22 protein-coding genes and 1 tRNA gene are annotated in these 23,722 nt (G+C 68.8%); 9 read left to right on the top strand and 14 right to left on the bottom strand.

All coding sequences use genetic code 11. The features are described 5' to 3' along the window. Window positions 1-82: 82 nt before the first annotated feature. The 6 genes from ACLQ2Q_RS06695 to ACLQ2Q_RS06670 form a co-directional block, all read right to left on the bottom strand. Window positions 83-2,539 (bottom strand): right-handed parallel beta-helix repeat-containing protein, encoded by a 2,457-nt coding sequence (locus ACLQ2Q_RS06695; RefSeq protein ID WP_425819259.1) that lies wholly within the window; start codon window positions 2,537-2,539, stop codon window positions 83-85. 689 nt (window positions 2,540-3,228) lie between these two features. After that, window positions 3,229-3,301 (bottom strand) — tRNA-Arg (locus ACLQ2Q_RS06690). Between the two features lie 72 nt (window positions 3,302-3,373). Then, window positions 3,374-4,171: a glycoside hydrolase family 16 protein gene (locus ACLQ2Q_RS06685; protein WP_425819258.1), complete on the bottom strand. Its 798-nt coding sequence runs from the start codon at window positions 4,169-4,171 to the stop codon at window positions 3,374-3,376. Next, window positions 4,168-4,578, bottom strand: coding sequence for an MmcQ/YjbR family DNA-binding protein (locus ACLQ2Q_RS06680; protein ID WP_425819257.1), 411 nt, complete (start codon window positions 4,576-4,578; stop codon window positions 4,168-4,170). The genes ACLQ2Q_RS06685 and ACLQ2Q_RS06680 overlap by 4 nt, the downstream gene beginning before the upstream one ends. 31 nt (window positions 4,579-4,609) lie before the next feature. Beyond that, window positions 4,610-5,278 (bottom strand): asparagine synthase, encoded by a 669-nt coding sequence (locus ACLQ2Q_RS06675; RefSeq protein WP_425819255.1) that lies wholly within the window; start codon window positions 5,276-5,278, stop codon window positions 4,610-4,612. A 94-nt stretch (window positions 5,279-5,372) separates the two neighbouring features. Next, window positions 5,373-5,804: a YdeI/OmpD-associated family protein gene (locus ACLQ2Q_RS06670; protein ID WP_425819253.1), complete on the bottom strand. Its 432-nt coding sequence runs from the start codon at window positions 5,802-5,804 to the stop codon at window positions 5,373-5,375. 135 nt (window positions 5,805-5,939) lie between these two features. Between ACLQ2Q_RS06670 and ACLQ2Q_RS06665 the strand changes: the two genes are divergently transcribed. Together ACLQ2Q_RS06665 and paaZ are read left to right on the top strand one after the other, a co-directional pair. Next, window positions 5,940-6,638: a hypothetical protein gene (locus tag ACLQ2Q_RS06665; RefSeq protein WP_425819251.1), complete on the top strand. Its 699-nt coding sequence runs from the start codon at window positions 5,940-5,942 to the stop codon at window positions 6,636-6,638. A 245-nt stretch (window positions 6,639-6,883) separates the two neighbouring features. Next, window positions 6,884-8,929 carry a phenylacetic acid degradation bifunctional protein PaaZ gene (paaZ, locus tag ACLQ2Q_RS06660; RefSeq protein WP_425819249.1) on the top strand — a complete coding sequence of 682 codons (2,046 nt, stop codon included), beginning with the start codon at window positions 6,884-6,886 and terminating at the stop codon, window positions 8,927-8,929. A 362-nt stretch (window positions 8,930-9,291) separates the two neighbouring features. Here the strand turns inward: paaZ and ACLQ2Q_RS06655 are convergent, their stop codons facing one another. Together ACLQ2Q_RS06655 and paaI are read right to left on the bottom strand one after the other, a co-directional pair. Next, the gene (locus tag ACLQ2Q_RS06655; RefSeq protein WP_425819953.1) at window positions 9,292-9,924 is read right to left on the bottom strand and encodes a TetR/AcrR family transcriptional regulator; all 633 of its coding nucleotides are present in this window, start codon (window positions 9,922-9,924) and stop codon (window positions 9,292-9,294) included. A gap of 38 nt (window positions 9,925-9,962) precedes the next feature. Then, complete coding sequence (paaI, locus tag ACLQ2Q_RS06650; protein ID WP_425819247.1) at window positions 9,963-10,403, bottom strand: hydroxyphenylacetyl-CoA thioesterase PaaI; 441 nt, start codon at window positions 10,401-10,403, stop codon at window positions 9,963-9,965. Between the two features lie 88 nt (window positions 10,404-10,491). Here paaI and paaA point away from each other — a divergent pair, with 88 nt between their 5' ends. The 6 genes from paaA (at window position 10,492) to ACLQ2Q_RS06620 (ending at window position 15,314) form a co-directional block, all read left to right on the top strand. Further along, window positions 10,492-11,430 carry a 1,2-phenylacetyl-CoA epoxidase subunit PaaA gene (gene paaA / locus ACLQ2Q_RS06645; protein WP_425819245.1) on the top strand — a complete coding sequence of 313 codons (939 nt, stop codon included), beginning with the start codon at window positions 10,492-10,494 and terminating at the stop codon, window positions 11,428-11,430. Continuing rightward, the gene (gene paaB / locus ACLQ2Q_RS06640) at window positions 11,430-11,813 is read left to right on the top strand and encodes a 1,2-phenylacetyl-CoA epoxidase subunit PaaB (RefSeq protein ID WP_425819243.1); all 384 of its coding nucleotides are present in this window, start codon (window positions 11,430-11,432) and stop codon (window positions 11,811-11,813) included. The genes paaA and paaB overlap by 1 nt, the downstream gene beginning before the upstream one ends. A 254-nt stretch (window positions 11,814-12,067) precedes the next feature. Further along, a complete protein-coding gene (gene paaC / locus ACLQ2Q_RS06635) occupies window positions 12,068-12,865 on the top strand; it encodes a 1,2-phenylacetyl-CoA epoxidase subunit PaaC (protein WP_425819951.1) in 798 nt (265 codons plus the stop codon). Beyond that, entirely contained in the window at window positions 12,859-13,350 is a 492-nt protein-coding gene (gene paaD, locus ACLQ2Q_RS06630) for a 1,2-phenylacetyl-CoA epoxidase subunit PaaD (protein ID WP_425819241.1), read from the top strand. Before paaC ends, paaD begins: the two co-directional genes overlap by 7 nt. Continuing rightward, the gene (locus ACLQ2Q_RS06625; RefSeq protein WP_425819239.1) at window positions 13,347-14,519 is read left to right on the top strand and encodes a 2Fe-2S iron-sulfur cluster-binding protein; all 1,173 of its coding nucleotides are present in this window, start codon (window positions 13,347-13,349) and stop codon (window positions 14,517-14,519) included. The genes paaD and ACLQ2Q_RS06625 overlap by 4 nt, the downstream gene beginning before the upstream one ends. A 21-nt stretch (window positions 14,520-14,540) precedes the next feature. Beyond that, window positions 14,541-15,314, top strand: coding sequence for an enoyl-CoA hydratase/isomerase family protein (locus ACLQ2Q_RS06620; protein ID WP_425819237.1), 774 nt, complete (start codon window positions 14,541-14,543; stop codon window positions 15,312-15,314). A 47-nt stretch (window positions 15,315-15,361) separates the two neighbouring features. Here the strand turns inward: ACLQ2Q_RS06620 and ACLQ2Q_RS06615 are convergent, their stop codons facing one another. Next, window positions 15,362-15,982, bottom strand: a complete 621-nt coding sequence (locus ACLQ2Q_RS06615) for a TetR/AcrR family transcriptional regulator (protein WP_425819235.1) — start codon at window positions 15,980-15,982, stop codon at window positions 15,362-15,364. A 94-nt stretch (window positions 15,983-16,076) separates the two neighbouring features. Here ACLQ2Q_RS06615 and ACLQ2Q_RS06610 point away from each other — a divergent pair, with 94 nt between their 5' ends. Then, complete coding sequence (locus ACLQ2Q_RS06610) at window positions 16,077-17,570, top strand: MFS transporter (protein WP_425819233.1); 1,494 nt, start codon at window positions 16,077-16,079, stop codon at window positions 17,568-17,570. Window positions 17,571-17,621: 51 nt separating this feature from the next. Here ACLQ2Q_RS06610 and ACLQ2Q_RS06605 read toward each other — a convergent pair whose 3' ends face one another. From ACLQ2Q_RS06605 to ACLQ2Q_RS06585, 5 genes are all read right to left on the bottom strand, one after another. Then, window positions 17,622-18,425 (bottom strand): alpha/beta fold hydrolase, encoded by an 804-nt coding sequence (locus tag ACLQ2Q_RS06605; protein WP_425819231.1) that lies wholly within the window; start codon window positions 18,423-18,425, stop codon window positions 17,622-17,624. Window positions 18,426-18,720: 295 nt separating this feature from the next. Beyond that, window positions 18,721-20,412, bottom strand: coding sequence for a glycoside hydrolase family 13 protein (locus ACLQ2Q_RS06600; protein ID WP_425819229.1), 1,692 nt, complete (start codon window positions 20,410-20,412; stop codon window positions 18,721-18,723). 56 nt (window positions 20,413-20,468) lie between these two features. Continuing rightward, on the bottom strand, window positions 20,469-21,383 hold the full coding sequence (locus ACLQ2Q_RS06595) for a carbohydrate ABC transporter permease (RefSeq protein ID WP_425819227.1): 915 nt from the start codon (window positions 21,381-21,383) through the stop codon (window positions 20,469-20,471). Next, window positions 21,383-22,300, bottom strand: a complete 918-nt coding sequence (locus tag ACLQ2Q_RS06590) for a carbohydrate ABC transporter permease (protein WP_425819225.1) — start codon at window positions 22,298-22,300, stop codon at window positions 21,383-21,385. Before ACLQ2Q_RS06590 ends, ACLQ2Q_RS06595 begins: the two co-directional genes overlap by 1 nt. A gap of 22 nt (window positions 22,301-22,322) precedes the next feature. After that, window positions 22,323-23,591 (bottom strand): ABC transporter substrate-binding protein, encoded by a 1,269-nt coding sequence (locus ACLQ2Q_RS06585; RefSeq protein ID WP_425819949.1) that lies wholly within the window; start codon window positions 23,589-23,591, stop codon window positions 22,323-22,325. Between the last annotated feature and the right edge of the window lie 131 nt (window positions 23,592-23,722).

The following is a 23,722-nucleotide window of genomic DNA, read 5'->3' as shown; positions in this document are numbered from 1 at the left end:
CCGCAGAGCTGCGCCCCCTCCTCTCGTCCGAGAGGAGGGGGCGCAGTCGTGCCGGTCAGTTCGGCGTGATCATCAGCGTCGCCTAGGGCGTGATGGCGTCGGTCTCCACCGAGAAGTCGCTGAAGATGTTGATCCGCGACTGGTTGCGGTCGTGCGAGCTCGAGAAGATCCCGCCGTCCTGCACCGCCTCCGCACCCGTGAGCGCCACCGTCGACCCGACCTGGGCGTAGTTGGCGCCGTCGAACGAGTAGAAGGCGCTCACCTTGTCGCCCTGACGCTCGAGCTTGACCCACAGCGGGCGGAACGTGTTGACGTTCGCCGATGCGGAGCTCTCGACGTACCCGTCGCCGTTGGCGTCCCAGTGGAACGCGACGCCGTTGCGCGGAGTCACTGCAACGACTGCGTAGCCGGCTGACGCACCGGCACCTTCGATGTCGTTGCGGATCATCACGCCGGACTTCGCCCACGCGTTGGAGTCACCCACGGTGTCGACACGGGCCGACACGCTCGAGGCCGCCGTGACGGCGTCCTTCTGGAAGATGGCTCCATACTGGTCGTCGCGCTGTCCGCCGCCGCCCCAGACGTCCGCGCCTGCGGCACGGATCCCGAAGTGATCGCCCGACTGAGCGAAGTAGGAGCTCACGGCAGACGAGCCCGTCGTCGAGAACGGCGCGGCGACCGGGTCACCCGGGTTGCCGCAGGCAGGGTCCTCCGAGAAGAAGTTGCCGTTGAGCACGCTCCGGCGCTCCGGCTCGACACCGGCCTCGCAGATGACCTGCTGAGCGGCAGCGGGCCAGTTGAGTCCGGTGACTCGCACGTTGTCGACGATCTGGTTGCGGTTCTGTGTCGCATTGGGAGTCTGCGCGCCGCCCGAGTTGTACCAGTTCTCACGGATGAGGTTGTCACTCGTGTTGGTCGCGCCGTACGCGTTCGTGAAGACCCACGGGTTGGTACCCTGCAGCACGTTGTTCTGGTACACCGTCGACCGTGTACCTTCATCGAGGTACAGCCCCACTCCCGAAACGTTGTAGAGATAGTTGCGCTCTGTGACCGAGCCCGGGCTTGCCGACAGGTTGTAGATCGACCCGCCGTCGGCGAACTGGGACTTCGTGTTGTGCACGAGGTTGCCGGTCACGGCATTGTCCTTGAGCGTCGTGGGCGTCTCGTAGCGGGTGTTCCAGTTGTAGTAACCCCGGTTCGTGTACTCGCCGGATCCACCCGCGTCGTTCACGCCCCATCCGTATCCCGTGTCGATCCCGTCGTACGCGACGTTGGCGACCTCGTTGTGGAGGATCCGGGCGTTCGTGACATACGTGCTCAGGATGCCGGAGTTGTCCTTGTACTCCACTGCCGCGCGCGTGACCGTGTTGTGCTCGATGACGATGTCGCGGTTGATCATCCGCGGGTCGCTCGGGTGGTGGGCGTCGGGTCGGTTCCCACCGACGAAGACGCCGTGGCCACCGAGTTCGGTGAAACGGTTGCCGATCACCGTGACGTCACTCGCGCCGAGCCCGACGCCGCTGATGGCCGCGTTGGTGTCATTGCCGATACCCAGAGCGGACGACCCGAGCGTTGTGAAGAAGTTGTCCACGAACGACACTCCGGAGGCCGCCGACACCTGGACAGCCGCCGGCTGCTGGTACCAGCTCGTACGGGCACGTTCGAACAGCTCGCATCCGCGCGAGCACGACGTGAAAGCGTCGGCGGGGCGATAGTCGTAGTCGTCCTTGATGTACGAGCCGTTCTGCTGCGTCGCGTATCCGTGCGACGAAGGTCCGAGCCAGGAGGTTCCTGCGAAGGTCAGCCCCTCGAACTCGAGGTTCTGCAACGGCTCGTCGTAGGTGCCGCCGACGCTCAGGAGAGCCTCGGTCCGCGGCAGCTGCACGTCGAGCGTGTTCGGGTCCACCCCGGCGCCCGGCTTGTAGTAGAGCCTTCCGGCGCCCGGATCGATATACCACTCATTCATCGAGTCGAGGAACGCGAGCGAGTTGGAGAACCAGAATGTCGACCCACCGAGGAGCGCGTACTGGGGGGTATCCCAACCCCACGTGTTGTTGTCCCACGCGGGCTGGCTCATGGTGACCACGTTGTTCGCGATCGATTCCACCGGCGAGTAGCGATAAGTGAAATCGCCCTTGCTTTCGAACTCGACCCGGTCCTGGTTGGGCAGAGAGTTCATGAACGCGAGATTGGGGTTTTTCAGAGCGATCCCGTCGGCGCTGAGCGTTACATCGGCGACCGGGACCTGACGCTGCGCCCGCTGCGCGTACACACCATCGACGTAGAGCTGTCGCGTGTCCACACCCTGCGGGGTGTCGGCGACCCAGACGCCGGCTGCGGCGTCGTGCACGCGCCAGCCCGAGACGGGCTCAGACCCGGATATCACGGGGTCCGCGCCTTCGGCGGCGACCCAGCGGACCATTCCGCCTTCGCCGCCGGCGTCCTCCGGGCGGAACTCGAGCGGCTCGTGGATGCGGTACTCGCCGTCGGCGAGTTCGACGGTGACATTCGATGCCGGTCCGGCGGGGAGCTGACGCACCCGCTCTTTCGCGGTGGCGAGGTCACAGGGCCGGGGTTCCGAGCACGCCGGACCTGACCCGTCAGGCGAGACAAACAGAGTGCGAGTGGAAGCGTGGGCGGGGGACGCGACTGCGAGGCTTGCCGCGAGAATCCCGATCACCGCCAGTGCGCTGCCACGTATTAGGCCGAGCTTCACGGGGAATCCAATCTGATGAGGGCTTCCCGTACTCACACGCGCAACAACCGATCACGACACTGTGGAACGGGGCGAGCGATGACCGTTCGCGTTAAGATCATATGAATGATGTATTAGCTTTGCAAGCGCAACTTCAGCGCGGTGTGCCGAACACGACGAGGACCGGATCGTTCGATCGGTCGTCAGATGACCGGCGACCAGTTGGGGTTCCTCGCGGTGACGTTGGGAACTGAACCCCAGCAGGATGTAACCCCCGCTGTGATCGCAATGCGTCCATGGGGGCGCAACGGACAATTCGAGGGCGGTCCAGGTGCACACAGGTGCACACATTGGTGCACACCGAATCAGAAGAGTCTGAGCCCTGCGCGCATGCACTTCCGCGTGATTCCGCAGGAAAAAACGTCTAGGCAGAGCCAAACCAGACGGTTTCGGATCGACGCCGGCCAGAAGAGTCCAGCAAAAGAAAAAGGGCCGTCACCGGCCCTTTTCCCATTTACTGCCTCAACACAGTGTGCGCTCGAAGGGACTCGAACCCCCAACCTTCTGATCCGTAGTCAGATGCTCTATCCATTGAGCTACGAGCGCAGTCTCGCCTGGCGCAAGGCGCGCAGGCCAGCGTCCAGAATACCCCACGCGCGAGGATGCCGCGAACCGAGGTCAGGTCGGCGAGGGTTCCGGGGCGGCGGGACGCCATCCCCGCACCCAATCCACCTCGCACGACTTCGGCAGCGCGCCCCGCCCGCCGTCGGGCCGCGCGAACGCATACAGGTCGAGCATGAGCATGAGCGGATAGGCGGGCGCGCGTGCGACGGAGCGAACCAGGCGGCCGTCCACGTAGAACCGCGCGCCGTCGGCCGACCACGCGGCGGCATACTCGTGGAATTCGTCTGCACCGGGAACGTCGACCGTCGTGAAGTCGTCGGGCAGGTCCGGATCATGATGCGGATGCACGCCGACGCCGACCTTCATCGTCTGCCCCCGGATGTCGCGGCCGAAGATCTCGGCGACGCAGAGCTCACCGGACTGCTCGGGGCTGTCCTCGATTCCGATCAGCCACAGCGCCGCCATCGCGTCGGGGTCGGGGGTGGCACGCATGCGCACTTCGACGAGGCCCTCGCTCGGGGCGTAGAGCACTTCGCGCTGCTGCTCTTCGCGCACCACCAGGGCATCGGCGAAGCGGTGCTGGCCGTCGCGCGAGCCGAGAGGTCCCGAGCGGACCGCCGTCTGCAGGTTCGACACGTACGTCGTGCCGTCGAACTCCGGCGACCACGGCGCCTGGTCCTCATCGATCCGCAGCGTGAGCACGCTGTTGCGGAGGGAGTAGCGCGGTCTTGTCGCCGCGCGGCTGCTCCACTGCGGCAGATAGGCCGGGATCCACCTGGACGGATCGATGTCATTCCCGTCGAAGTCGTCTTCGAACTCGAGTTCCCAGCGGCTGCGATCGATGTCGGTCATGCATCGCCTCGCAGGGGAACGACCGGCTCTGCGTCCAGGGCTCGAAGCTGACGCTGGTTCGCGACCGAGCGGTACGACGAGTCGACGAGTTCTGCGATCAGCTGCCAGTCCGCCTCCTCATGCGCCGCGATGGCGAGGTAGCCCCAGGCACCGTCGTATGCGGGGACCCACACGTCGTCGCGCTCGAGCAGCGGTTCCCGCTCGTCCGGGTCGACCCGTACGACCACCGCCTGCTCCGGCTGATGGGCGGCGCCGGCGATGGCGAACTGCCGGGTGCCGGCGCGCCAGGTGGCCCGGCCGTGCGCGGCGACCTCCGCGACCTCGGGATACCGGAGGCAGAGCTCCCGCAGGCGGGGGATGAACGCCTCATCCCGCGGGAAGGGCGAGGGCGGCGGCGTGTCCGGCATCCCCCGATTGTGCCAGGAGCGTCCGACGACGTCAGCGCTCTGACGAGTCGCCGGCGGCGGAACTGCCATCCACGCCGGCGGTGTCATCCACGCCGACGTTGTCATCCACGCCGGCGCCGTCATCCGCCCCATCGTCCTCGTCATCAGCGTCCGCGCCGCGAAGCCGGCGCCGGTGCTGCGCGGCCAGGCGCTCGAGGTCGACGAGGCGCAGCGACTGCATCCGCGCCGCACGCATGCGCTCGTAGTCGGGGTCGGACTCGGGGCGCATGCCCTCGACCCTCAGCCGCCGTTCGAGGTTGGACTCGACATCCGCCCACGCCGCCTCGCGCGCGGCCTCGACGAGCTCTGCCAGCGCGTCCGGATCATCGCCCCTTCTGCGGAGCTCCTTCGCGACCCGCAGATACTGACGACCGCGGCGACGCAGGTTCTTCACGTCGCGGTCCCGATAGTCGTGCGTGCCGTCGGGCTGGGAGTACTGACCCCAGGCGGCCTTGCGCTGACGCTTCGCGAGGCTCGCCGCGTCCTCCGCCTCGGTGGCGAGCAGGAGGAGGGCATCTCGCGCCACCGGCACGAACCGCGAGGCCTCGAAGGGTTCGCCGAGCGAGATCGTCCCCACGAGGATGTTGTTCTTCACACTCAGGCGAGCGGCCGCCGTGGCAATCGCGATTCCCTCGGCGACGGCATCCGCATTTCTCCCCACAGCCGCCCACCTCCCTCCCTCAGAGATTAGCGGGCCGACGGCGAGCGCATTCCAGAAGCGCAGCCCGCGCCCGCCGGCCGAGCGGCGCGTGCGCTCAGGAGACGAGCTTCGCGACGATGGAATCGATGCGGCGCTGGCGCGTCTCGGGCGTCTTCGCGCCCTCCACGTTCGTCACGTGCGCCTTGCGCGCGCTCGGCGAGAGCGCCTGGAACGCCTCCTGCGCATCGCCGCCGCGAAGCGCCGCAGCAAGGTCGTCGGGCACCTCGACCGTCCGCGGCGCGGCGTCGAGGGCGAGCTCGACCGTGATGGGGTCGCCGCCGTTCAGCCCCGTTGCGGCCCGCTTGTCCGAGCTGAACGCGATGAGGTAGCGCCCGCCCATCACCGCGACGGTGCTGCGGTATTGGAAGCCGTTGACTTCGACCGTCACCGCCGGCCGCTTGCCTCCGCCGAGCTGCTCGATCACCTCGGGAGGCACCTCGATCCCGGTGTTGTTGCCGGTCTGGAAGAGGGTCGTCTCGAAGCGCATGGGGCGAGTGTGCCACGGATGCCGCCGGCTGGACAGGCGACCTCCGCCAATCCATTCGGCGCGCCGCAACGAATCACACCTGTCGCACAAACCGTCGGGATCTCCCCGGCGGGCGATGACACAAGGGAGTGAATCGTGAAGAAGAACACCAAGCGGGTGCTCGGCATCGGTGCCGCAGCGCTTGTTGCCATGTCGCTCGGCGCTGCGCCGGCGATGGCGCATGATCCCGAGCCGTCACCGGGGAAGAACGTGGTGCTCACCGCCACTCTCACGGAGCTCAACGGATCGGGGGCCTCGGGGAAGGCGATCGCGGTCGTTCGCGACGAGACGATCCGGGCGATCGGAATCCGCGCGAGGGGCCTCTCACCCAATGCGCCTCACGCCCAGCACATCCACTACGGCGAGCAGGCACTGAACGAGTGTCCCACGCTGGCGCTGGACAGCAACGGTGACGGGCGGCTGAACACCGTCGAAGGCGTTCCGGCCTACGGGCCCGTCGTCGTATCGCTGAACACCAGCGGCGACACGTCGCCGGCCAGTTTTCTGGACGTTACCCGGTTCCCCATCTCCAAGAACGGAACCTACAACTACTTCCGGCGGAACATCGCGTTCACTGACGTTGCCGGAACCGGCTACCCGGGTGCCGGCGGCACCGGCACCGCTGCACAGATCGCCGAGGCCATCCGCGCGGGTGAGGGCGTCGTCGTGATCCACGGAAACGACTACGACGGCAACGGGGCGTACAACCTCAGCGATCCGGAAGGCGCCAGCGAGCTGGATCCCAGCCTCCCCGCCGAGGCCACCGATCCGGTTGCGTGCGGGCTTCTGCACTGACGGCGGTCTCCTGTCCGAGCTGAGGTCCAGGCGCCGCCTGCCAACGTGCACCGCGCGTGCCAGGCGGTGCCCGGACCCCACCCTCGGGCAGAAGCGCGTTCACCCGTGTGCGCACGGGACTCTCGGCGATGCGGCCGCGGTCGCTCAGTCGATACCTTCACCCGAGGTTGGTGGCGTACCCGTGTCGCTCGGTTAGACTTCCTGAACGATCGGTCACTAATCCGTTCTCGATGAGGAGGACACCCATGGGCGCGCTGCCGAGCTACACCACCGGGCGGTGGTTCACACCGGATGCCGGCGGCTCCGCCGTCCCCGTCCGCGATTCGTCAACCGGCGAGCTGATCACCGAGGTGAGCGCCGACGGACTCGATTTGGCCGGGGCTGTGGACTATGCGCGTCGCACCGGCCAGGCCAGCCTCGGCGCGCTGACCTTTCACCAGCGCGCCCTGCTGCTGAAGCGGTTCGCGCAGGTGCTGACCGAGCGCAAAGACGAGCTCTACGCGGCCTCGGCTCGCGCGGGCGCGACGAAATCCGACGCCTGGGTCGACGTCGACGGGGGTATCGGCGTGCTCTTCACGTACTCGTCCAAGGGCCGGCGCGAACTCCCGAACGCCCAGGTCTACGTCGACGGCCCGTCGGAGTCCCTCTCGAAGGACGGTTCATTCCTCGGCCGGCATATCTACACCCGGCTGCCGGGGGTCGCGGTGCAGATCAACGCGTTCAACTTCCCGGTGTGGGGAGCGCTCGAGAAGTTCGCGCCCGCGTTCCTCGCGGGTATGCCGACCATCGTCAAGCCGGCGACCCCGACCGCGTTCGTCGCCGAGGCGATGGTGCGCATCCTCGTGGAGTCCGGCGAGGTGCCCGACGGCGCGTTGCAACTGGTGTGCGGGAGCGTGCCCGGCCTGCTCGAGAGCCTCGGGCTGGGTGACCTCGTCGCGTTCACCGGATCGGCATCGACGGCCGCGATGCTGCGGGCGCGTGTGCCGAACGGCGCCATCTTCCAGGCGGAGACGGACTCGATCAACGCCTCGGTGCTCGGGCTCGACGCCGGCGAGGGGACCCCGGAGTTCGATGCTTACGTGAAGCAGCTCGTGGCAGAGCTGATGGCGAAGTCGGGCCAGCGCTGCACGGCGATCCGGCGGGCGATCGTGCCCGCGGCATCCGTCGATGCCGTTCTCGACGCGGTGCGCGCACGCCTCGAAGAGCGCGCGGTGCTCGGTGATCCGCGCGGCGACGGCGTGACCATGGGGCCTCTGGTGTCCACCGCGCAGCGCGACGAGGTGCTCCGTCAGGTCGCGCGGCTCGTGGAGGCCGGTGGCGAGATCGCGATCGGCTCGACCGACGCCCCCGAGGTGGTGCGGGCCGACGGCACCCGCGGGCCGGCCCAGGACGGCGCGTTCATCACCCCCCTCGTGCTGCGATTCGCGGATGCCCGAACGCCGGCGGTGCACCAGATCGAGGCGTTCGGTCCGGTCGCTGCCATCCTCGGCTACGAGAGCGTGGATGACGCGGCCGACCTGGTCGCGCGAGGCGAGGGGTCCCTTGTGACAAGCGTCGCGACCCACGACCCGGTGTTCGCGGTCGAGCTGACCTCGCGGATCGCCTCGTGCAACGGCCGCGTGCTGCTGCTCGACCGCGACGACGCACGCTCGTCGACCGGGCACGGCTCCCCCATGCCGCACCTCGTGCACGGCGGCCCCGGGCGCGCAGGCGGCGGCGAGGAACTCGGCGGCATCCGTGCCGTGCTGCACCACATGCAGCGCACGGCCATTCAGGGCTCCCCCGACATGCTCACCGCCCTCACCGGGGTGTGGCACCCCGGCGCGAAGGCGCGGAGCGACGAGCGGCATCCGTTCCGCAAGAGCCTGGGCGAACTGCGCATCGGCGACCAGCTGATCTCGGAGTCGCGGCCGGTCACGCTCGATGACATCGAGACCTTCGCGAACTTCACCGGCGACACCTTCTACGCCCACATGGACGAGGATGCCGCGGCGGCGAACCCGTTCTTCCCCGGTCGCGTGGCGCACGGGTACCTGCTGGTGTCGTGGGCGGCGGGCCTCTTCGTCGACCCGGCGCCTGGCCCGGTGCTCGCGAACTACGGGCTCGAGAACCTGCGGTTCGTGACCCCCGTGAGCCCGGACGACGAGATCCGCGTGGAGCTGACCGCGAAGCAGATCACCCCGCGCGAGACCGACGAGTACGGCGAGGTGCGGTGGGACGCCGTGATCCGCAACCAGCGCGACGACCTCGTGGCGACCTACGACGTGCTGACGCTCGTCGCGAAGGAGTAGGTCGCACGGGAGTTCTGGGCGGGCTCGGTGCCGGGTCGCACTTCGGGCCGACCGGGCGCTGACTCACCCGTTGCCCGGGTCCGCCCGGCATCCGCGCTGCACTTTCCTGCACGGGCCGCGCGAATCGACGCAGCGCCGTCCGGATTGTGCAGCGCGAGCGGGTATCGCGCGCATCCCGAACCCAGCGGCGGCCCGGCACGCTCCCGCGCCGCAGCTCGCCCGGCTCGGGCGTTCGCGCTGCACTTTCCTGCGCGGGCCACGCGAATCGACGCAGCGCCGTCCGGATTGTGCAGCGGGAACGGGGTCGGCCTCCCGGGCTCGCGCGCACGCGACCCCGGGTCAGGGGCGCAGACGTCCCGCGCTCAGCGGCGGCGGAGGCCGTCGAAGACGAGGGCGAGCACGTCGTCGGCGATGTCGGCGGGGCGCTCGGGGCCGGTCGGCCGGTACCACTCGACCAGGGAGTTCACCATTCCGAAGACGAGCCGCGTCGCGATCGCGGGGTCGAGATCCGCTCGCACCGCCCCGTCGGCCTGCGCGGCCCGTACGAGGGCGCTCACGGCCTCGTCGAATCGACGGCGACGCTCGAGCGCCGTCCGCTCCACCTCGGTGTTGCCCCTCAGCCTCAGCAGAAGGGTCACGTACGGCAGCCGCTCGACCAGCACCTCGACGGCCCGGCGCACCACATAGGTCAGGCGGTCGATCGGCTCGCCCGCCGCAGCGCCCGGCTCTTCGAGGACCTGCTCCAGTCCGCCGAGCGCCTCGTCGAGGGCGGCATCCAGCAGGTGCTCCTTGGACGCGAAGTGATGGTAGATCGCCGACTTCGACAGGCCCAGCCGCGTGGCCAGCATGCCCATGGATGTCGCGTCGTAGCCGTGCTCGTTGAACACGCGCGCGGCGACCTCGAGGGCGCCCCGCCGGTCGTAGCCGGGCCGGCCGCGGCGCGGTTCAGGGGTGACGGCCGCGGCAACGGCATCGCCCCCGTCGGCCTCGGCCACGCCCGCCTCTGCCACGTCGCCGGCCACGGGCCCCTCGGTCACCCGCCCGCTCCTGCGGCCGCGGCATCCGCCGGCACGATGGATGGCGGCGCCGGGCGATCCGTGACGACCGCCCGTCCGCGGAACAGCGCCACCACGTCTCCAGCCTCGTCGGTCACCGTGACGTCGTAGACGCCGCGCCGACCCTGTCGCACCCGGCGCTCCGCGGTCGCCCTCAGCAGTTCGCCGCTGACCGTCGAGCGCACGAAGTCGATCTCTGCGCCGACGGCGACGGTGACGCGGTCGTCCTCGTTGCAGGCGATCGCGAACGCCGTGTCGGCGAGCGCGAAGACGAGCCCGCCGTGGGTGATGCCGAAGCCGTTCGTCATGTCGTCGCGCACACGCATCGAGACGACGGCGCGCCCCGGCTCGTCGGTCTCGACGACCATGCCCAGCGCCGCGGAGGCCCGGTCGTTCGCCATCATGTCGCGGCTCGACATCCGACCCCCTCTGTTCGCCCGCATCGTTTGTCCGACCCGCGGCGTGGGCCTATAATAACTGAACGATCGTAAAGTAAAGGTGCTGACGATGACGACACGCGAGCAGACCCGGTTCGACGAACTGATCGCCGCCGACTCCCGCATCGAGCCGCGGGACTGGATGCCCGACGCCTACCGCAAGACGCTCGTGCGGCAGATGTCGCAGCACGCGCACTCCGAGATCATCGGCATGCAGCCCGAGGGCAACTGGATCTCGCGCGCTCCGAGTCTCAAGCGCAAGGCGATCCTGATGGCCAAGGTGCAGGACGAGGCCGGCCACGGGCTCTATCTCTACTCCGCCGCGCAGACCCTCGGGACCCCGCGCGACGCGATGACCGAGGCGCTGCTCGCAGGCAAGGCCCGATACTCCTCGATCTTCAACTACCCCACTCCGACCTGGGCCGACATGGGCGCGATCGGCTGGCTCGTCGACGGCGCCGCCATCGTGAACCAGGTGCCGCTCTGCCGCGCCTCGTACGGCCCGTACGCCCGCGCGATGGTGCGCATCTGCAAGGAGGAGTCGTTCCACCAGAGGCAGGGATTCGAGATCCTGCTGACGCTCATGAACGGCACGCCCGCGCAGCGGGAGATGGCCCAGGATGCCGTGAACCGCTGGTACTGGCCGAGCCTGATGATGTTCGGGCCGCCGGATGACGAATCGCCGAACTCGGCGCAGTCCATGGCCTGGAACATCAAGCGCTTCGGCAACGATGACCTGCGCAACCGGTTCGTCTCGATGCTCGTGCCTCAGGCCGAAGCGCTCGGCATCACGCTTCCGGACCCCGAGCTGCGGCTCGACGACGACGGGAACGTCGTCGCGATGGGACCCATCGACTGGTCCGAGTTCGAGGCCGTGCTGAAGGGCAACGGACCCTGCAACGCGCAGCGGATCCAGCACCGGCGTCAGGCGCACGAGGACGGCGGGTGGGTGCGCGCGGCGGCGGCGGCGTACGCCGAGCGGATGTCGCGGATCGAGGTGGCGGCGTGATGGATGTTGTGCCCACCCGGGTCGCTGAGCCTGTCGAAGCGTCGTCCTCCCACCCCTCGACAAGCTCGGGGACCGGGCCCACCCCGGTCGCTGAGCCTGTCGAAGCGTCGTGGGGACTGTGGGAGGTGTTCGTGCGAGCCAACCGCGGGCTGAGCCACGTGCACGTCGGCTCGCTGCAGGCTCCGGATGCCGAGATGGCGGTGCGCAACGCGCGCGACGTCTACACGCGGCGCAACGAGGGTGTCTCGATCTGGGTCGTGCCCGCGGACGCGATCACGACGAGCGACCCGGATGCGCGCGACGCCTTCTTCGAGAGTCCATCGGGCAAGAACTACCGGCACGCGACGTACTACACCGCGTCCGAGGGGGTGCCGCACCTGTGACGACCCTTCGACAGGCTCAGGGAGCGCATGCGGGGGCGCAGGGACCGGATGCCGCGACGCACGGACCGGATGCCGCGGCGCAGGGACCGGATGCGGCGGCGCAGGGACCGGATGCGGCGGCGCAGGGACCGGATTCCGCGGCGCAACAGCTGGATGCCGCGGCGCAGGGACCGGATGCCGCGGCGCAGGGACCGGATGCCGCGGCGCAGGGACCGGATGCGGCTGCGCCGGGGCCGGATGCTCGTACCGCGCACATCGTCGTCGACACCGTCCAGCTCGACGCCGAGCTGATCGGCGACGAGGCCGCCGTCGCGTCACCCGAGGTCGCCGCGTACGCGCTCGGCCTCGGCGATGACGCCCTGATCCTCGCCCAGCAGCTGGGCTGGTGGATCTCCCGGGCTCCAGAGCTCGAGGAGGACATCGCGCTCGCCAACATCGCCCTCGACCTGCTCGGCCACGCCCGTTCGCTCCTGCACTACGCGGGCAGCGCCGACGGCCGCACCGAGGACGACCTCGCCTATTGGCGCGGCGAGCGCGAGTTCCGCAGCCGGTGGCTGTTCGAGCAGCCGAACGGCGACTTCGCGCACACCATCGTGCGGCAGCTCCTCGCATCCACCTACTTCCGCGCACTTTACGCGGAGCTTTCGACATCCGCCGACCCGACCCTCGCCGCGATCGCGGCGAAGGCCGAGAAGGAGGTCGCGTACCACCTCGACCACGCGGAGCAGTGGATGCGCCGCCTGGCGCTCGGCACTGAGGAATCCCGGCGGCGCACGATCGTCGCCCTCGGCGACCTCTGGCCCTACCTCGGCGAGCTTTTCGTCGACGATGAGGCGGCGCTGGCGCTGCCGGGGATCGCCGTACCCCCGTCATCCCTGCGCGACGACGTGGAAGCGGAGCTGACCGGCATCCTGAGCGCCTGCGAGCTCGAGGCACCCCGCGTGCCGTTCTCGTCGGGCGGTGGCCGCGAGGGCCGACACTCCAGCTACCTCGGCTTTCTGCTCGCCGAGATGCAGGTGCTGGCGCGACAGCATCCGGGGGCGACATGGTGACCGCGACCCGCACCCGTGCCTGGGACATCGCCGCCGCGGTGGTCGACCCGGAGATCCCGGTGCTGACCATCGAGGACCTCGGTGTGCTCCGCTCCGTCGAGGAGGACGGCTCCCGCGTGCGCGTGCGGCTCACCCCGACATACAGCGGATGCCCCGCCCTCGATGCGATGACCGACGACGTGCGCGCGGCCCTGCTCGACGCCGGCTACACCGACGTGCAGGTGCGCACCGTGCTCTCCCCCGCCTGGACGACGGACTGGATGACGGATGCCGGCAAGGCCAAGCTGGCCGGGTTCGGCATCGCACCGCCCAACGGCCACGCACCCGCCCGCGGGACCCGCGTGCCGGTGACGCTCAGCGTGCGGTGCCCGCAGTGCGGGTCGCTCGACACCCGGGAGCTCTCCCACTTCGGGTCGACATCGTGCAAGGCGCTCTACGAGTGCCGCGCGTGCCTCGAGCCGTTCGACTTCTTCAAGGTGCTGTGAGCACCACGACGCGCCGCCGGGCGCGGTTCCACGAGCTCGAGGTCACGGCGGTCCGTCCGCTGACGGCCGACAGCGTCGAGGTCACGTTCGCCGTACCGTCCGAGCTGCGGGACGACTACGCCTACCTGCCGGGACAGTACGTCGCGCTGCGCGCAACGATCGACGGCCACGAGCTGCGCCGCAGCTACTCGATCTGCCGCGCCCCAGCGCCGGGCGACCCTTCGACGGGCTCAGGGACCGGGGACGGCCGAGGGACCGAAAACGTCTCGGCGAGCCAAGCCGGGACCACCATCTCGGTCGGCATCAAGCGCGACATCGGCGGCGTGTTCTCGGCGTGGGCGAACACCGAGCTGAAACCGGGCGATCGCATCGACGTGATGAGCCCGGAAGGCACGTTCACGACGGGGCTCCCGGACCTCGACGGGGCGCACCTGGCCGGCATCGCCGCCGGCTCGGGCATCACGCCGATGATGGCGCTCGCGGCATCCGTGCTGGCGGCATCCGCTACCGCGCGCTTCTCCCTCGTCTACACGAACCGCGCCACGCAGGATGTGATGTTCCTCGAGGAGCTCGCCGCCCTGAAGGATCGCTACCCCGCGCGGCTGGCGCTGCATCACGTGCTCTCGCGTGAGCAGCGGGCGGCGCCCCTGCTGTCGGGGCGCATCGATGCCGAGAAGCTCGGCCGCATTCTCGACGTGCTCTTACCGCCGGAGGGTGTCACGGAGTGGTTCCTGTGCGGCCCGTTCGAGCTCGTGGCGCTCTGCCGCGACACGCTCGAGCGCCGCGGGGTGCCGGCATCCGACATCCGCTTCGAGCTCTTCACGACGGATGCCGACAGCCCGCGCATCGACCGGGGACGGCCCGTCGAGACCCGCCCCGGCGATGAGACCGTGCAGATCGAGTTCACGCTGGACGGGCTCTCGTCCCGGATCGAGTCGCCGGTCGCGGCGAACGAGGCGATCCTGGATGCCGCGCTGCGCGTGCGCGCCGACGTGCCGTTCGCGTGCGCCGGCGGAGTGTGCGGCACGTGCCGCGCCCGCCTGGTCGAGGGGAACGTGCGGATGACCCAGAACTACGCCCTCGAGCCGGACGAACTCGCGCGGGGGTACGTCCTTACGTGCCAGTCCCACCCGCAGACCCCTCGCGTCGTCGTCGACTACGACGTCTGAGCGGGAGAGGAGAGGAGCAGGATGATCCACCTGAGCATCGAAGACGACGTCGCCGAAGTGGTGCTGGATGCGCCCGAGCGGCTCAACGCCCTCGGCCCCGGCGACCTTGCCGAGCTCGAGACCGCCTACGCCGACGCCGAGGGCGCCCATGTCCGGGCGCTGCTGCTCCGAGGCGAGGGCAGGGCGTTCTGCGCGGGCCGCGACATCTCGGGCGTCGACCCGCGCACCGACGACGTGATGGGGTACCTCGGCGACCTGGTGGGGCCGCTGCTCCGCCGCATGAGTGCGTTCCCCGCCCCGACCTTCGCCGTCGCGCACGGTGCGTGCCTCGGCGTCGGCCTGGGACTGCTCATCGCGACCGATGTGGTCTACGTCGCCGACAACGCGAAGATCGGCTCCCCGTTCGCGAACCTCGGCGCGACCCTCGACTCGGGCGGGCACGCGCTCTTCTACGAGCGGCTCGGCGCCCACCGGACGCTCGACCTCATCTACACGGGACGGCTGATGTCCGGATCCGAGGCGGTCGAGGCGGGGCTCTTCTCGCGGGTCTTCCCGGCCGACGGCGTGGTGGGCGCTACCAGGGGTGCGGCCCGGACGGCCGCAGCCGGGGCGACACAGGCGTTCCTCGCGTCGAAGGCCCTCGTGCACGCCCTGCGGGACGAGCGCCTCGGGCTCTGGGACTCGCTCGACGCCGAGAACCGCGCGCAGGCGGCGCTGTGCGACACGGATGACTACCGCGAGGGCTTCTCGGCGTTCCAGGAGAAGCGGCGCCCGTCCTTCACGGGCCTCAGCTGAGGCGCGGATCAGGCGGGTCCCGGCACGGGCGGACACGGTCACCTTCGTCAGGATCGCGGCACGCCGGCCGCCGGCAGGATGATCCGGTCGATCACGTCGATCATGAAGTCCCGGTCGACCCGCTCACGCAGCATCAGCGTGCGGTAAGCGACCATCGCCGGGCCGATCGTGCAGAGCGTCTCGACGTCGCTGTCGGCCGAGATCTCTCCGCGGTCAATCGCGCGCCGGAAGATGATGCGGTTCGCCGCCGCGCGCGGTTCGACCAGCGCTTCGTGGGCCGCGACGGCGAGCTCGGGGTCGCGGGCGATCATGGACACGATTCCCGCCATGACCTTGAGCTTGCGCTCGCTCTCCGCGATGGTCGGCGATTTGACCATCGCGACGAGGTCCCCGCGCAGGGTCCCCGTGTCGGGGGGCGACGTGAGGTCCTGGCCCCTGGACTTCATGCAGGCCACCGCGTCGAGCACGAGCTCGGTCTTCGACGCCCACCGGCGGTAGAGGGTCGCCTTGCCGGCCTTTGCCCGGGCAGCGACCATGTCGATCGTCATGCCGTCGTACCCGGTCTCGGCCAGGACGTCGAGGGCGGCATCCAAGATCTCGGGATCGCGGCTGTGATCGCGCTTGCGGCCCAGTTTGGGCTGCGCATCCACGAGGTCGGTCTGCGTCATCGCGGACTCCCTTCTCTCGTGTCGACATTACCGCGGGGTAAATTTCGGAACCAAGTAGATCCGGAACTCAATAGTACCGTATATAGTGACCAGCATGTCTTCTCACACCCCCACGCCCACCAATCGCGGCCACTGGCTGACGCTGGCCGTGGTCGGCCTCGCCCAGCTCATGGTGGTGCTCGACGCGACCGTGGTGAACATCGCCCTCCCGTCCGCCCAGGCCGACCTCGGCTTCTCGGACGGTCAGCGCCAGTGGATCATCACGGCGTACTCGCTCGCCTTCGGCAGCCTCCTGCTGCTCGGCGGTCGCCTCTCCGACCTGATGGGCCGCAAGCGCACGTTCATCATCGGCCTCGTCGGCTTCGCGGCCGCGTCCGCCCTCGGCGGCGCCTCGGGCACCTTTGAGCTGCTGGTTGCGTCCCGTGCACTGCAGGGCGCCTTCGCGGCGCTGCTGGCACCGACCGCGTTGGCGGTGCTGACAACGACGTTCACGATCCCCAAGGAACGCGCGCGGGCGTTCGGCGTCTTCGGTGCAATCGCCGGCGCCGGCGGCGCGGTCGGCCTGCTGCTCGGCGGCATCCTGACCGAGACGGTCGGCTGGCGCTGGAATCTCTACATCAACGTCGTGATCGCGGCCGTGGCGCTCGTCGGGGCGCTCATCTATCTGCCCCTCCTGCCGCGCACCGGCCCGCGACCGAAGCTCGACGTTCCGGGCACGCTGCTCGTCTCCGGTGGTCTCTTCGGACTCGTCTTCGGCTTTTCGAACGCCGAGACAGACGGCTGGGACTCGCCTTTGACGTGGGGGATGCTGACCGCCGCCGTCATCCTGCTCGCCGCATTCGTCCTGTGGCAGCGCCGGGCGGCGCACCCGCTGCTGCCCCTGTCGATCGTGCTCGACCGCAACCGCGGCGCCGCTTACCTCTCGGTCATGGTCGCCGGCGCCGGCATGTTCGGCATCTTCCTGTTCGTGACCTACTATCTGCAGCTGACGCTGGGGTACTCGCCGATCCAGACGGGCCTCGCCTTCCTGCCGATGATCGGGATGCTGATCCTCGCGGCGCAGCTCGGCACGAACATCTTCATCCCGCGATTCGGGCCGAAGGTGCTCGTGCCGATGGGCATGACGCTCGGCGCGATCGGCATGATCTGGCTGACGTTCCTCGACGAGTCGAGCACGTACGCCGCGCACGTGCTGGCGCCGCTGATGGTCATCGGCTTCGCGATGGGCACGATCATGCCGGCCTCGATGCAGACCGCGACGCTCGGCGTCAACCGAGAGTTCGCGGGCGTCGCGTCGGCGACGGTGAACACCAGCCAACAGGTGGGAGGCTCGATCGGCACCGCGCTGCTCAACACCCTCGCGGCTACCGCGACCGCCGACTTCCTGGTGGCCAACACGCCCACCACGCCCGAGGTGGGGGTTCAGGCGGCGATCGCCGGCTACTCGACCGCGTACTGGTGGGGTGCCGCGTTCTTCGTCGCGGGAGCGATCATGTCGGCGCTGCTCTTCCGCCGGCGCGGCCACGGTCTCTCGCTGGCACAGGAACCCGTGGTCCAGGCGAGCGCCGATCCGGTCATCGCGCGCTAGGACCCTCCGCCGTGGGGAGTGAGGGTTTCGAGCGTTCGAAGCCCCCGCTTCCTACGCCGCGCCGGCCCTGCTCTCCGCTCCTTGCACGAGCTCGACGAGGACGGCCGCCATCGGCGCCGGCTCCCAGGTATGGTTGGCGCCGGGGATGCGCCGCTGCGCGGCGCCGGGGACGGCATCCACGATCGCCTGCGAGGCGTCGATCATCAGCGGCATCGTCTCCTCCCCCACGATCGCCATCACGGGGACGTCGAGACCGCCCAGCAGCTCGGACAGCGGCGCGGACTCCGCCCACGCGAGGGAGTCGGCATCCACCCGGTTCGTCGGTGCGGCGGCGACCATCGCCGGCCAGAACGGCGCCTGCCTCGCCCCCTCGAGCCACTCGGGCGGCATGTCCTTCATGTAGTACTCCAGCGCGCCGACGTTGTCGCCGGCATCCACACGGCGCCCGAACTCCGCCGCCCACGGCGCCGCCTCCTTCGATTCCCCCTCGATCGGCGCTTCCCAGAGCGCGAGCGCCGTGACGGGCAGCCCTCGGGTTGCCGCCGCCAGGGCGATCGTGCAGCCCGACGAATGCCCGCAGAGGGCCGCGCGGCCGCCGACCCGCTCGATCAGCGCGCCGATGGCGTCGACCTCGCGGTCAAGGGTCGCCGGCCCGCCGAGCTCACTCTCACCACGTCCGAGCCGGTCGTAGACGAGGGTGGTGAGGCCGGCGGCGGCGGCCAGTTCGGCGGTCTGCGCGGTCTCCGGCTCTCGGCCGACGGGGCCGGCGCCGGCGATGAAGATCAGCGCCGGTCCTTCGCCTCGCACGTCGAAGGCCACGCGATCGCCGCCAGGAGTGGTCAGAAACTCGGTCATGGATGGACCTCCTTTCGGGCCACGCTAACCGCGCGTCCCGACATCCACGACCTCTTGACAGGCCCGGTCCGCAGCGCCGCCTGCCCGGCTGCCCGGCCAGGGTCGCCGGGGCCATGCGCTCGTGCTGCCGGTGGAAGTGCTTCTATGCTGCGTGCACCCGGGCACAGATCCGTCCGCTTCGGGACCCGATCCTTGCCCAGGCACGCTTATCGCCGTCGATTGTGCTCCCGGGTGCGCGCCCGACGGCAGCCGGGCGGGCGCACCCGTCCCCCGGGCGCCCCGCCCCACCCGCGCCTCAGTTCGGCGCGAGCCAGACCGTGGTCTCTCCCGGCACGATGCCGAGCGGCGCCTCGTCGCTCGCGAGCAGCACGTCGGCGCGGTCGAGCTCGAAGGGCTCCGTGCCGAAGTTCGTCACGACCTGCCAGCCGTTGGGGCGCGCGAAGCGCAGCACATCGGCCCGCCCGGTGTCGATCCAGTCGAGCTCTTCGTCGGTCTGCAGCTCGTGCCGGAGGGCGAGGGCGCGGCGGTACATCGTGAGCGTCGAGTCCGGCCGACCGTCCTCCACGTCGACGGCGTGCAGGGCGAACCACGACGGCTGGGGCAGGTGCGCCCCGCCGTCGCCGAAGCCGAACGACCGGCCCCCCTCGCTCCAGGGCAGCGGCACGCGGCATCCGTCCCGTCCCTTGTCCACACCGGGACTGCGGAAGAAGGTCGGGTCCTGGCGCAGCGCGTCGGGGATCTCCGCCACCTCGTGCAGGCCGAGTTCCTCCCCCTGGTAGAGGTACGCGGAACCGGGCAGGCCCAGCACGAAGAGGGTGGCGGCCCGTGCGCGGCGTAGTCCGCCCACACGGTCGAGCACCGGCTGCATGCCCCCCGACAGCAGCCACTCGTTGCCGTGCTTGCGCGCGGGCCGCCCGTCGGCGTCGCGCTCGGGATGCGGCAGCCCGTAGCGCGTCGGATGGCGCACGACGTCGTGGTTGGAGAGCACCCACGTCGTCGATGAACCCGACAGCTTCGCGAGGGCGAGGTTGTCCCTGACGATGCGCTGGAACTGACCGGCCTCGAAGTCGGCCTCCAGCAGCTCGAAGTTGAACGCCTGGCCGAGGCTCTCGGCGCTCGCGTAGAGCGGCACGCGGGATGAGTCCACCCACGCTTCCGCCACGGCGGTGCGCGGGGGGTCGTACTCGTTGAAGACCCTGCGCCACTCTGCGTACACGTCGTGCACGTCGTCGCGGTCGATGAGCGGGTGCCGGCCGTCGCGCGGCATCGCCTCGAGCTCGGCCTTGGAGGGCAGCGGCTCGGTGAGGTCCTTCGTGAGCATGTGCGCCACGTCGATGCGGAACCCGTCGACGCCGCGGTCCGACCAGAACCGCAGAGTGCGCACAAAATCGGCCCGCACTTCCTGGTTGTCCCAGTTGAGGTCGGGCTGCTCCACCGCGAAGTGGTGCAGGTACCACTGGCCGTCGGGCACGCGCTCCCACGCCGACCCGCCGAACATCGACTCCCAGTCGGTCGGGGGCAGGGCGCCGTCCGGCCCTGTGCCCTCGCGGAAGATGTAACGCTCGCGCGCCGCCGAACCGGGAGCGGAGGCGAGGGCCTCCTCGAACCAGACGTGCCGGTCCGACGTGTGGTTCGGCACGATGTCGACGACGACCCGGATGCCGCGGGCGTGCAGCGCCGCGACGAGGGCATCGAAGTCGGCGAGCGTGCCGAGGCGGGGGTCGACGTTCCGGTAGTCGGCGACGTCGTACCCCCCGTCGGCCAGCTCGGACGGATAGAACGGGCTCAGCCACACCGCGTCGATTCCCAGCTCGGCCAGGTAGTCCGCCTTGGACGCGATGCCCGGGATGTCCCCGAGACCGTCGCCGTCGGCGTCGGCGAAGCTGCGCGGATACACCTGATAGACGGCGGCCTGCCGCCACCACGGCGCCTTCTCGCTGTCGAGCAACGCCTCGGTCTGCAACTGGGTGTTCGGTGCGCTCGTCACGGGAGCGGGTTCCTTTCGTAGGGCGGGATTGATCTGCGGAACGAGGATGCCGGGCGTCAGCCCTTCACAGCACCCTGGGTCACACCTTCCATGACCCAGCGCTGCGCGAACAGATACACGATGATCGCGGGGGCCATGGTCATGAGGTACGACGCGAACGACACGTTGTAGTTGTTGCTGAACTGCGACTGGAACAGGGAATTCACCACGGGGAGGGTCTGCAGGGCCGGGTCGGCGATGATGAGCGAGGGCATCATGAAGTCGTTCCACGCGTACAGGAACGCGAAGATGCCGATCGTCGCGCTCATCGGTGCAAGCAGCGGGAAGATCATGTGCCAGAAGGTCTGCCACGTTGTCGCGCCGTCGATGCGCGCACTCTCCTCGAGCTCGAACGGGATCGAACGGAGGAACGCCGTGAACAGCAGCACGCTGAAGCTCAACTGGAACATGGTCGCGAGGATGATCACGCCGCCGGGGTTGGCCAGCCCGACCAGCCCGGTCAGCTGCACCTGCGGGAGGGCGACGACGGGGAACGGGATGAACATGGCCGCAAGCAGGTAGAAGAACGAGTAGCGGAAGAACTTGCGATCCCAGTTGCGGACGATCGCGTACGAGGCGAACGCCGCGAGGAAGATCGTCAAGAGGACCGTGCCCGCCGTGACGATCACCGACATGGCGGCCCCGACCGGGAAGTTCGTGAGGTTCCACGCCGCGACGAAGCCCTCGACGCTGAACGGGGCCGGAAGCGAGAACGCGTTGCCGTCGACCGCCTGGGCGGTCGTCTTGAACGCCATCGCGACGGTGACGTACAGCGGCAGCAGGACCGTGACCGCGCAGAGGATGAGGAGGATGGTGCCGGTCCAGTTGACCCGCTCCATGCCGAATCTGCCCCCGGCCGGTCTGGGGTGAACGCCTTCGAGGGTTTCGGTGGCCTCGACCGTTTCGACGACGAGAGCTGGCTGAACAGACATCAGAGGGCGTTCCTTCCGCGAGTGATGGAGAGTTGGATGACGGCGATGACGACAGTGATCACGAAGAACACCGTCGCGTTCGCCATCTGGAAGGCATAGTCGCCGGTGGTGAGTCCCGAGACGACCGTCATCGCGATGCTGTAGGTCGAGGTGCCGGGGCCGCCGCCGGTGAGACCCTTGATGACGTCGTACGCGTTCAGGAAGCCCTTGAAGCCCAGGATCACGTTGATCACGATGTAGCCGAACATGAGCGGGATCGTGATGCGCGTGAGCTGCTGGGTCTTGCTCGCCCCGTCGATGTCGGCCGCTTCGTACACCTCGCCCGGAATCGACAGGATGCCGGCGATGTAGATGAGGAGCGCCCCCGGGATCGCCTGCCACGCCGTCACGATCACGATCGCCAGCCAGGCCCAGTCCGGTTTGGCCAGGATGCTCTCCTGGAGCCACGTGATGCCGGAGATGGTGCCGAACGCCGGCACCGAGTTCGAGAACAGGAACTTGAAGACGAACGCGATGACGATGGCCGAGATCACCATCGGGATCACGAAGATCGTGCGCAGCGGCGTCTTCAGCCGGATCCGCGAGGTCAGCGCCACCGCGAGGAGCAGGGCGATGATGTTCACCAGGACGACCGTGACGAGCGAGAACCCGAACGTGAACCCGTAACTCTGGATGACCAGCGGGTCGGCGAACAGGGCGACGTAGTTCGTCAGCCCGATGAACTTCCACTCCCCGAGGCCGATGGAGTTCGTGAAGCTGAAGAAGATGCCGATCACAGCGGGGACCGTGATCGCCAGCGTGAACAGGATCAGGGTGGGAACCAGGAACCAGTAGTAGATGGCCTCGACGCGCTTGCGTGGCCGCGCCTGCCCTGCTTGTCGCTTGCCCTGCGTGACGAGAGTTGTCGTTGTTGTCATGAGAAACTCCTTTGTTCCCGGATCACTGCTGACGGAAGGCGAGCCGCGCATAGTCGGCGTCGATGTTGCTGAGGATCCTCTGCGGGTCGCTGCCCAGCATGATGGCCTGCGCGTAGTTCATGATCGGGATCGCTCGTGGCACGAGCTGCGTCGAACCCTGGTACATGTCGCCCGCGTTGATGTACTCCTCAAGACCCTTGATGCGCTCGTCCGACACCGGTGGGGCATCCTTCGTCGGAAGGAAGCCCAGTTGCGACTGGTTGTACTCCTGGATGATCTCCGGCTGGTACAGGTACTCGAGGAACGCCCGTGCCGCTTCCTGGTGCTCCGAGGCCTCCGGAATCCAGGCGGCCAGGTCCATGTTGATGCGGGCCTTGAGGTCGTCGGGGTCATCGGTGACCGGCAGCGGGAACATTCCGAGGTCGAGGTCGGGGGCGGCCTTGGCGATCTCGCCGAGCGCCCAGGGGCCCTGCAGGTACATCGCGGCTTCGCCATTGGCCATCGCCGTGTTGCCGTCGCCGTAGCCGCGGCTGGCGGCGTCGGGGTTGACGTACTGGGACAGCTCGAGCATCTTGTCGACGGGTTCGGCCTGGTCCTTCTGGAACGAGACCGCCGAGTTCGGTCCGACGTTCACACCCTCTTCGGCGAGCTGGTCGAAGAATTCGACCGTGTCGAGCATGCCGCCTACCGTGTAGTCGTACCAGCCCTGCCCGATCGTCCAGTTGTCTGCGAAGGTCGCGTAGAACGGTGTGACCCCTGCCGCCGTGAGTGTCTCGCACACTTCGATGAGCTCGTCCCACGTCTCCGGCACGTCAAGATCGTTCTGCTCGAAGATCTCCTTGTTGTAGATTACCGCGGCGCCCATGATCGAGTACGGAATCGCGCTCGTGCGGCCGGGGCAGACGCCGAACTGCTCCATGAACGGGGTCAGGTCTTCTCGAACGCTCTGCGCCGCCTCCGTGTCGGAGAGATCCGACATGGCGCAGCGCTGGATGAAGCGCGCGGTCTCCTGGTTGTAGTTGTTCAACCCGATGTCGGGTGGATCCCCACGGACGAATCCCGCCGAGAACGCGTCGACGCCGGAGGTGTCGAGAGTCACGTTCACTTCATCCTGCGAGTCGTTGTACTCCTGAACGAGTTCCCTCATGTAGGGAATGGCCTCGGGCTTGGCGAAAGCGAACCGGATGGTCTCCCGGCCGCCAGAGGACGCAGAGCAGGCCGCGAGCGGACCGCCCATGAGGGCGAGCCCCGCCGCGGCCGCGGCCACCCTCATCCATCGTCGTTGTGTCATTGCAGCCACGTCGCTGTCCTTCCACGTGCCATCGTCGGTGATGCGGGATCTGATTGGTTCGGCTAATAGATTTACTACTCGAATCAAATCGGTATCGACCATAATGCAGGGAGCGACCCGAAAGGTCAAGA

The organism is Microbacterium sp. DT81.1 (genome assembly GCF_049844955.1).
GTDB lineage: Bacteria > Actinomycetota > Actinomycetes > Actinomycetales > Microbacteriaceae > Microbacterium.
The sequence above is the reverse complement of the archived record's forward strand: the minus strand, read 5'-3'. Positions and strand labels throughout refer to the sequence as shown.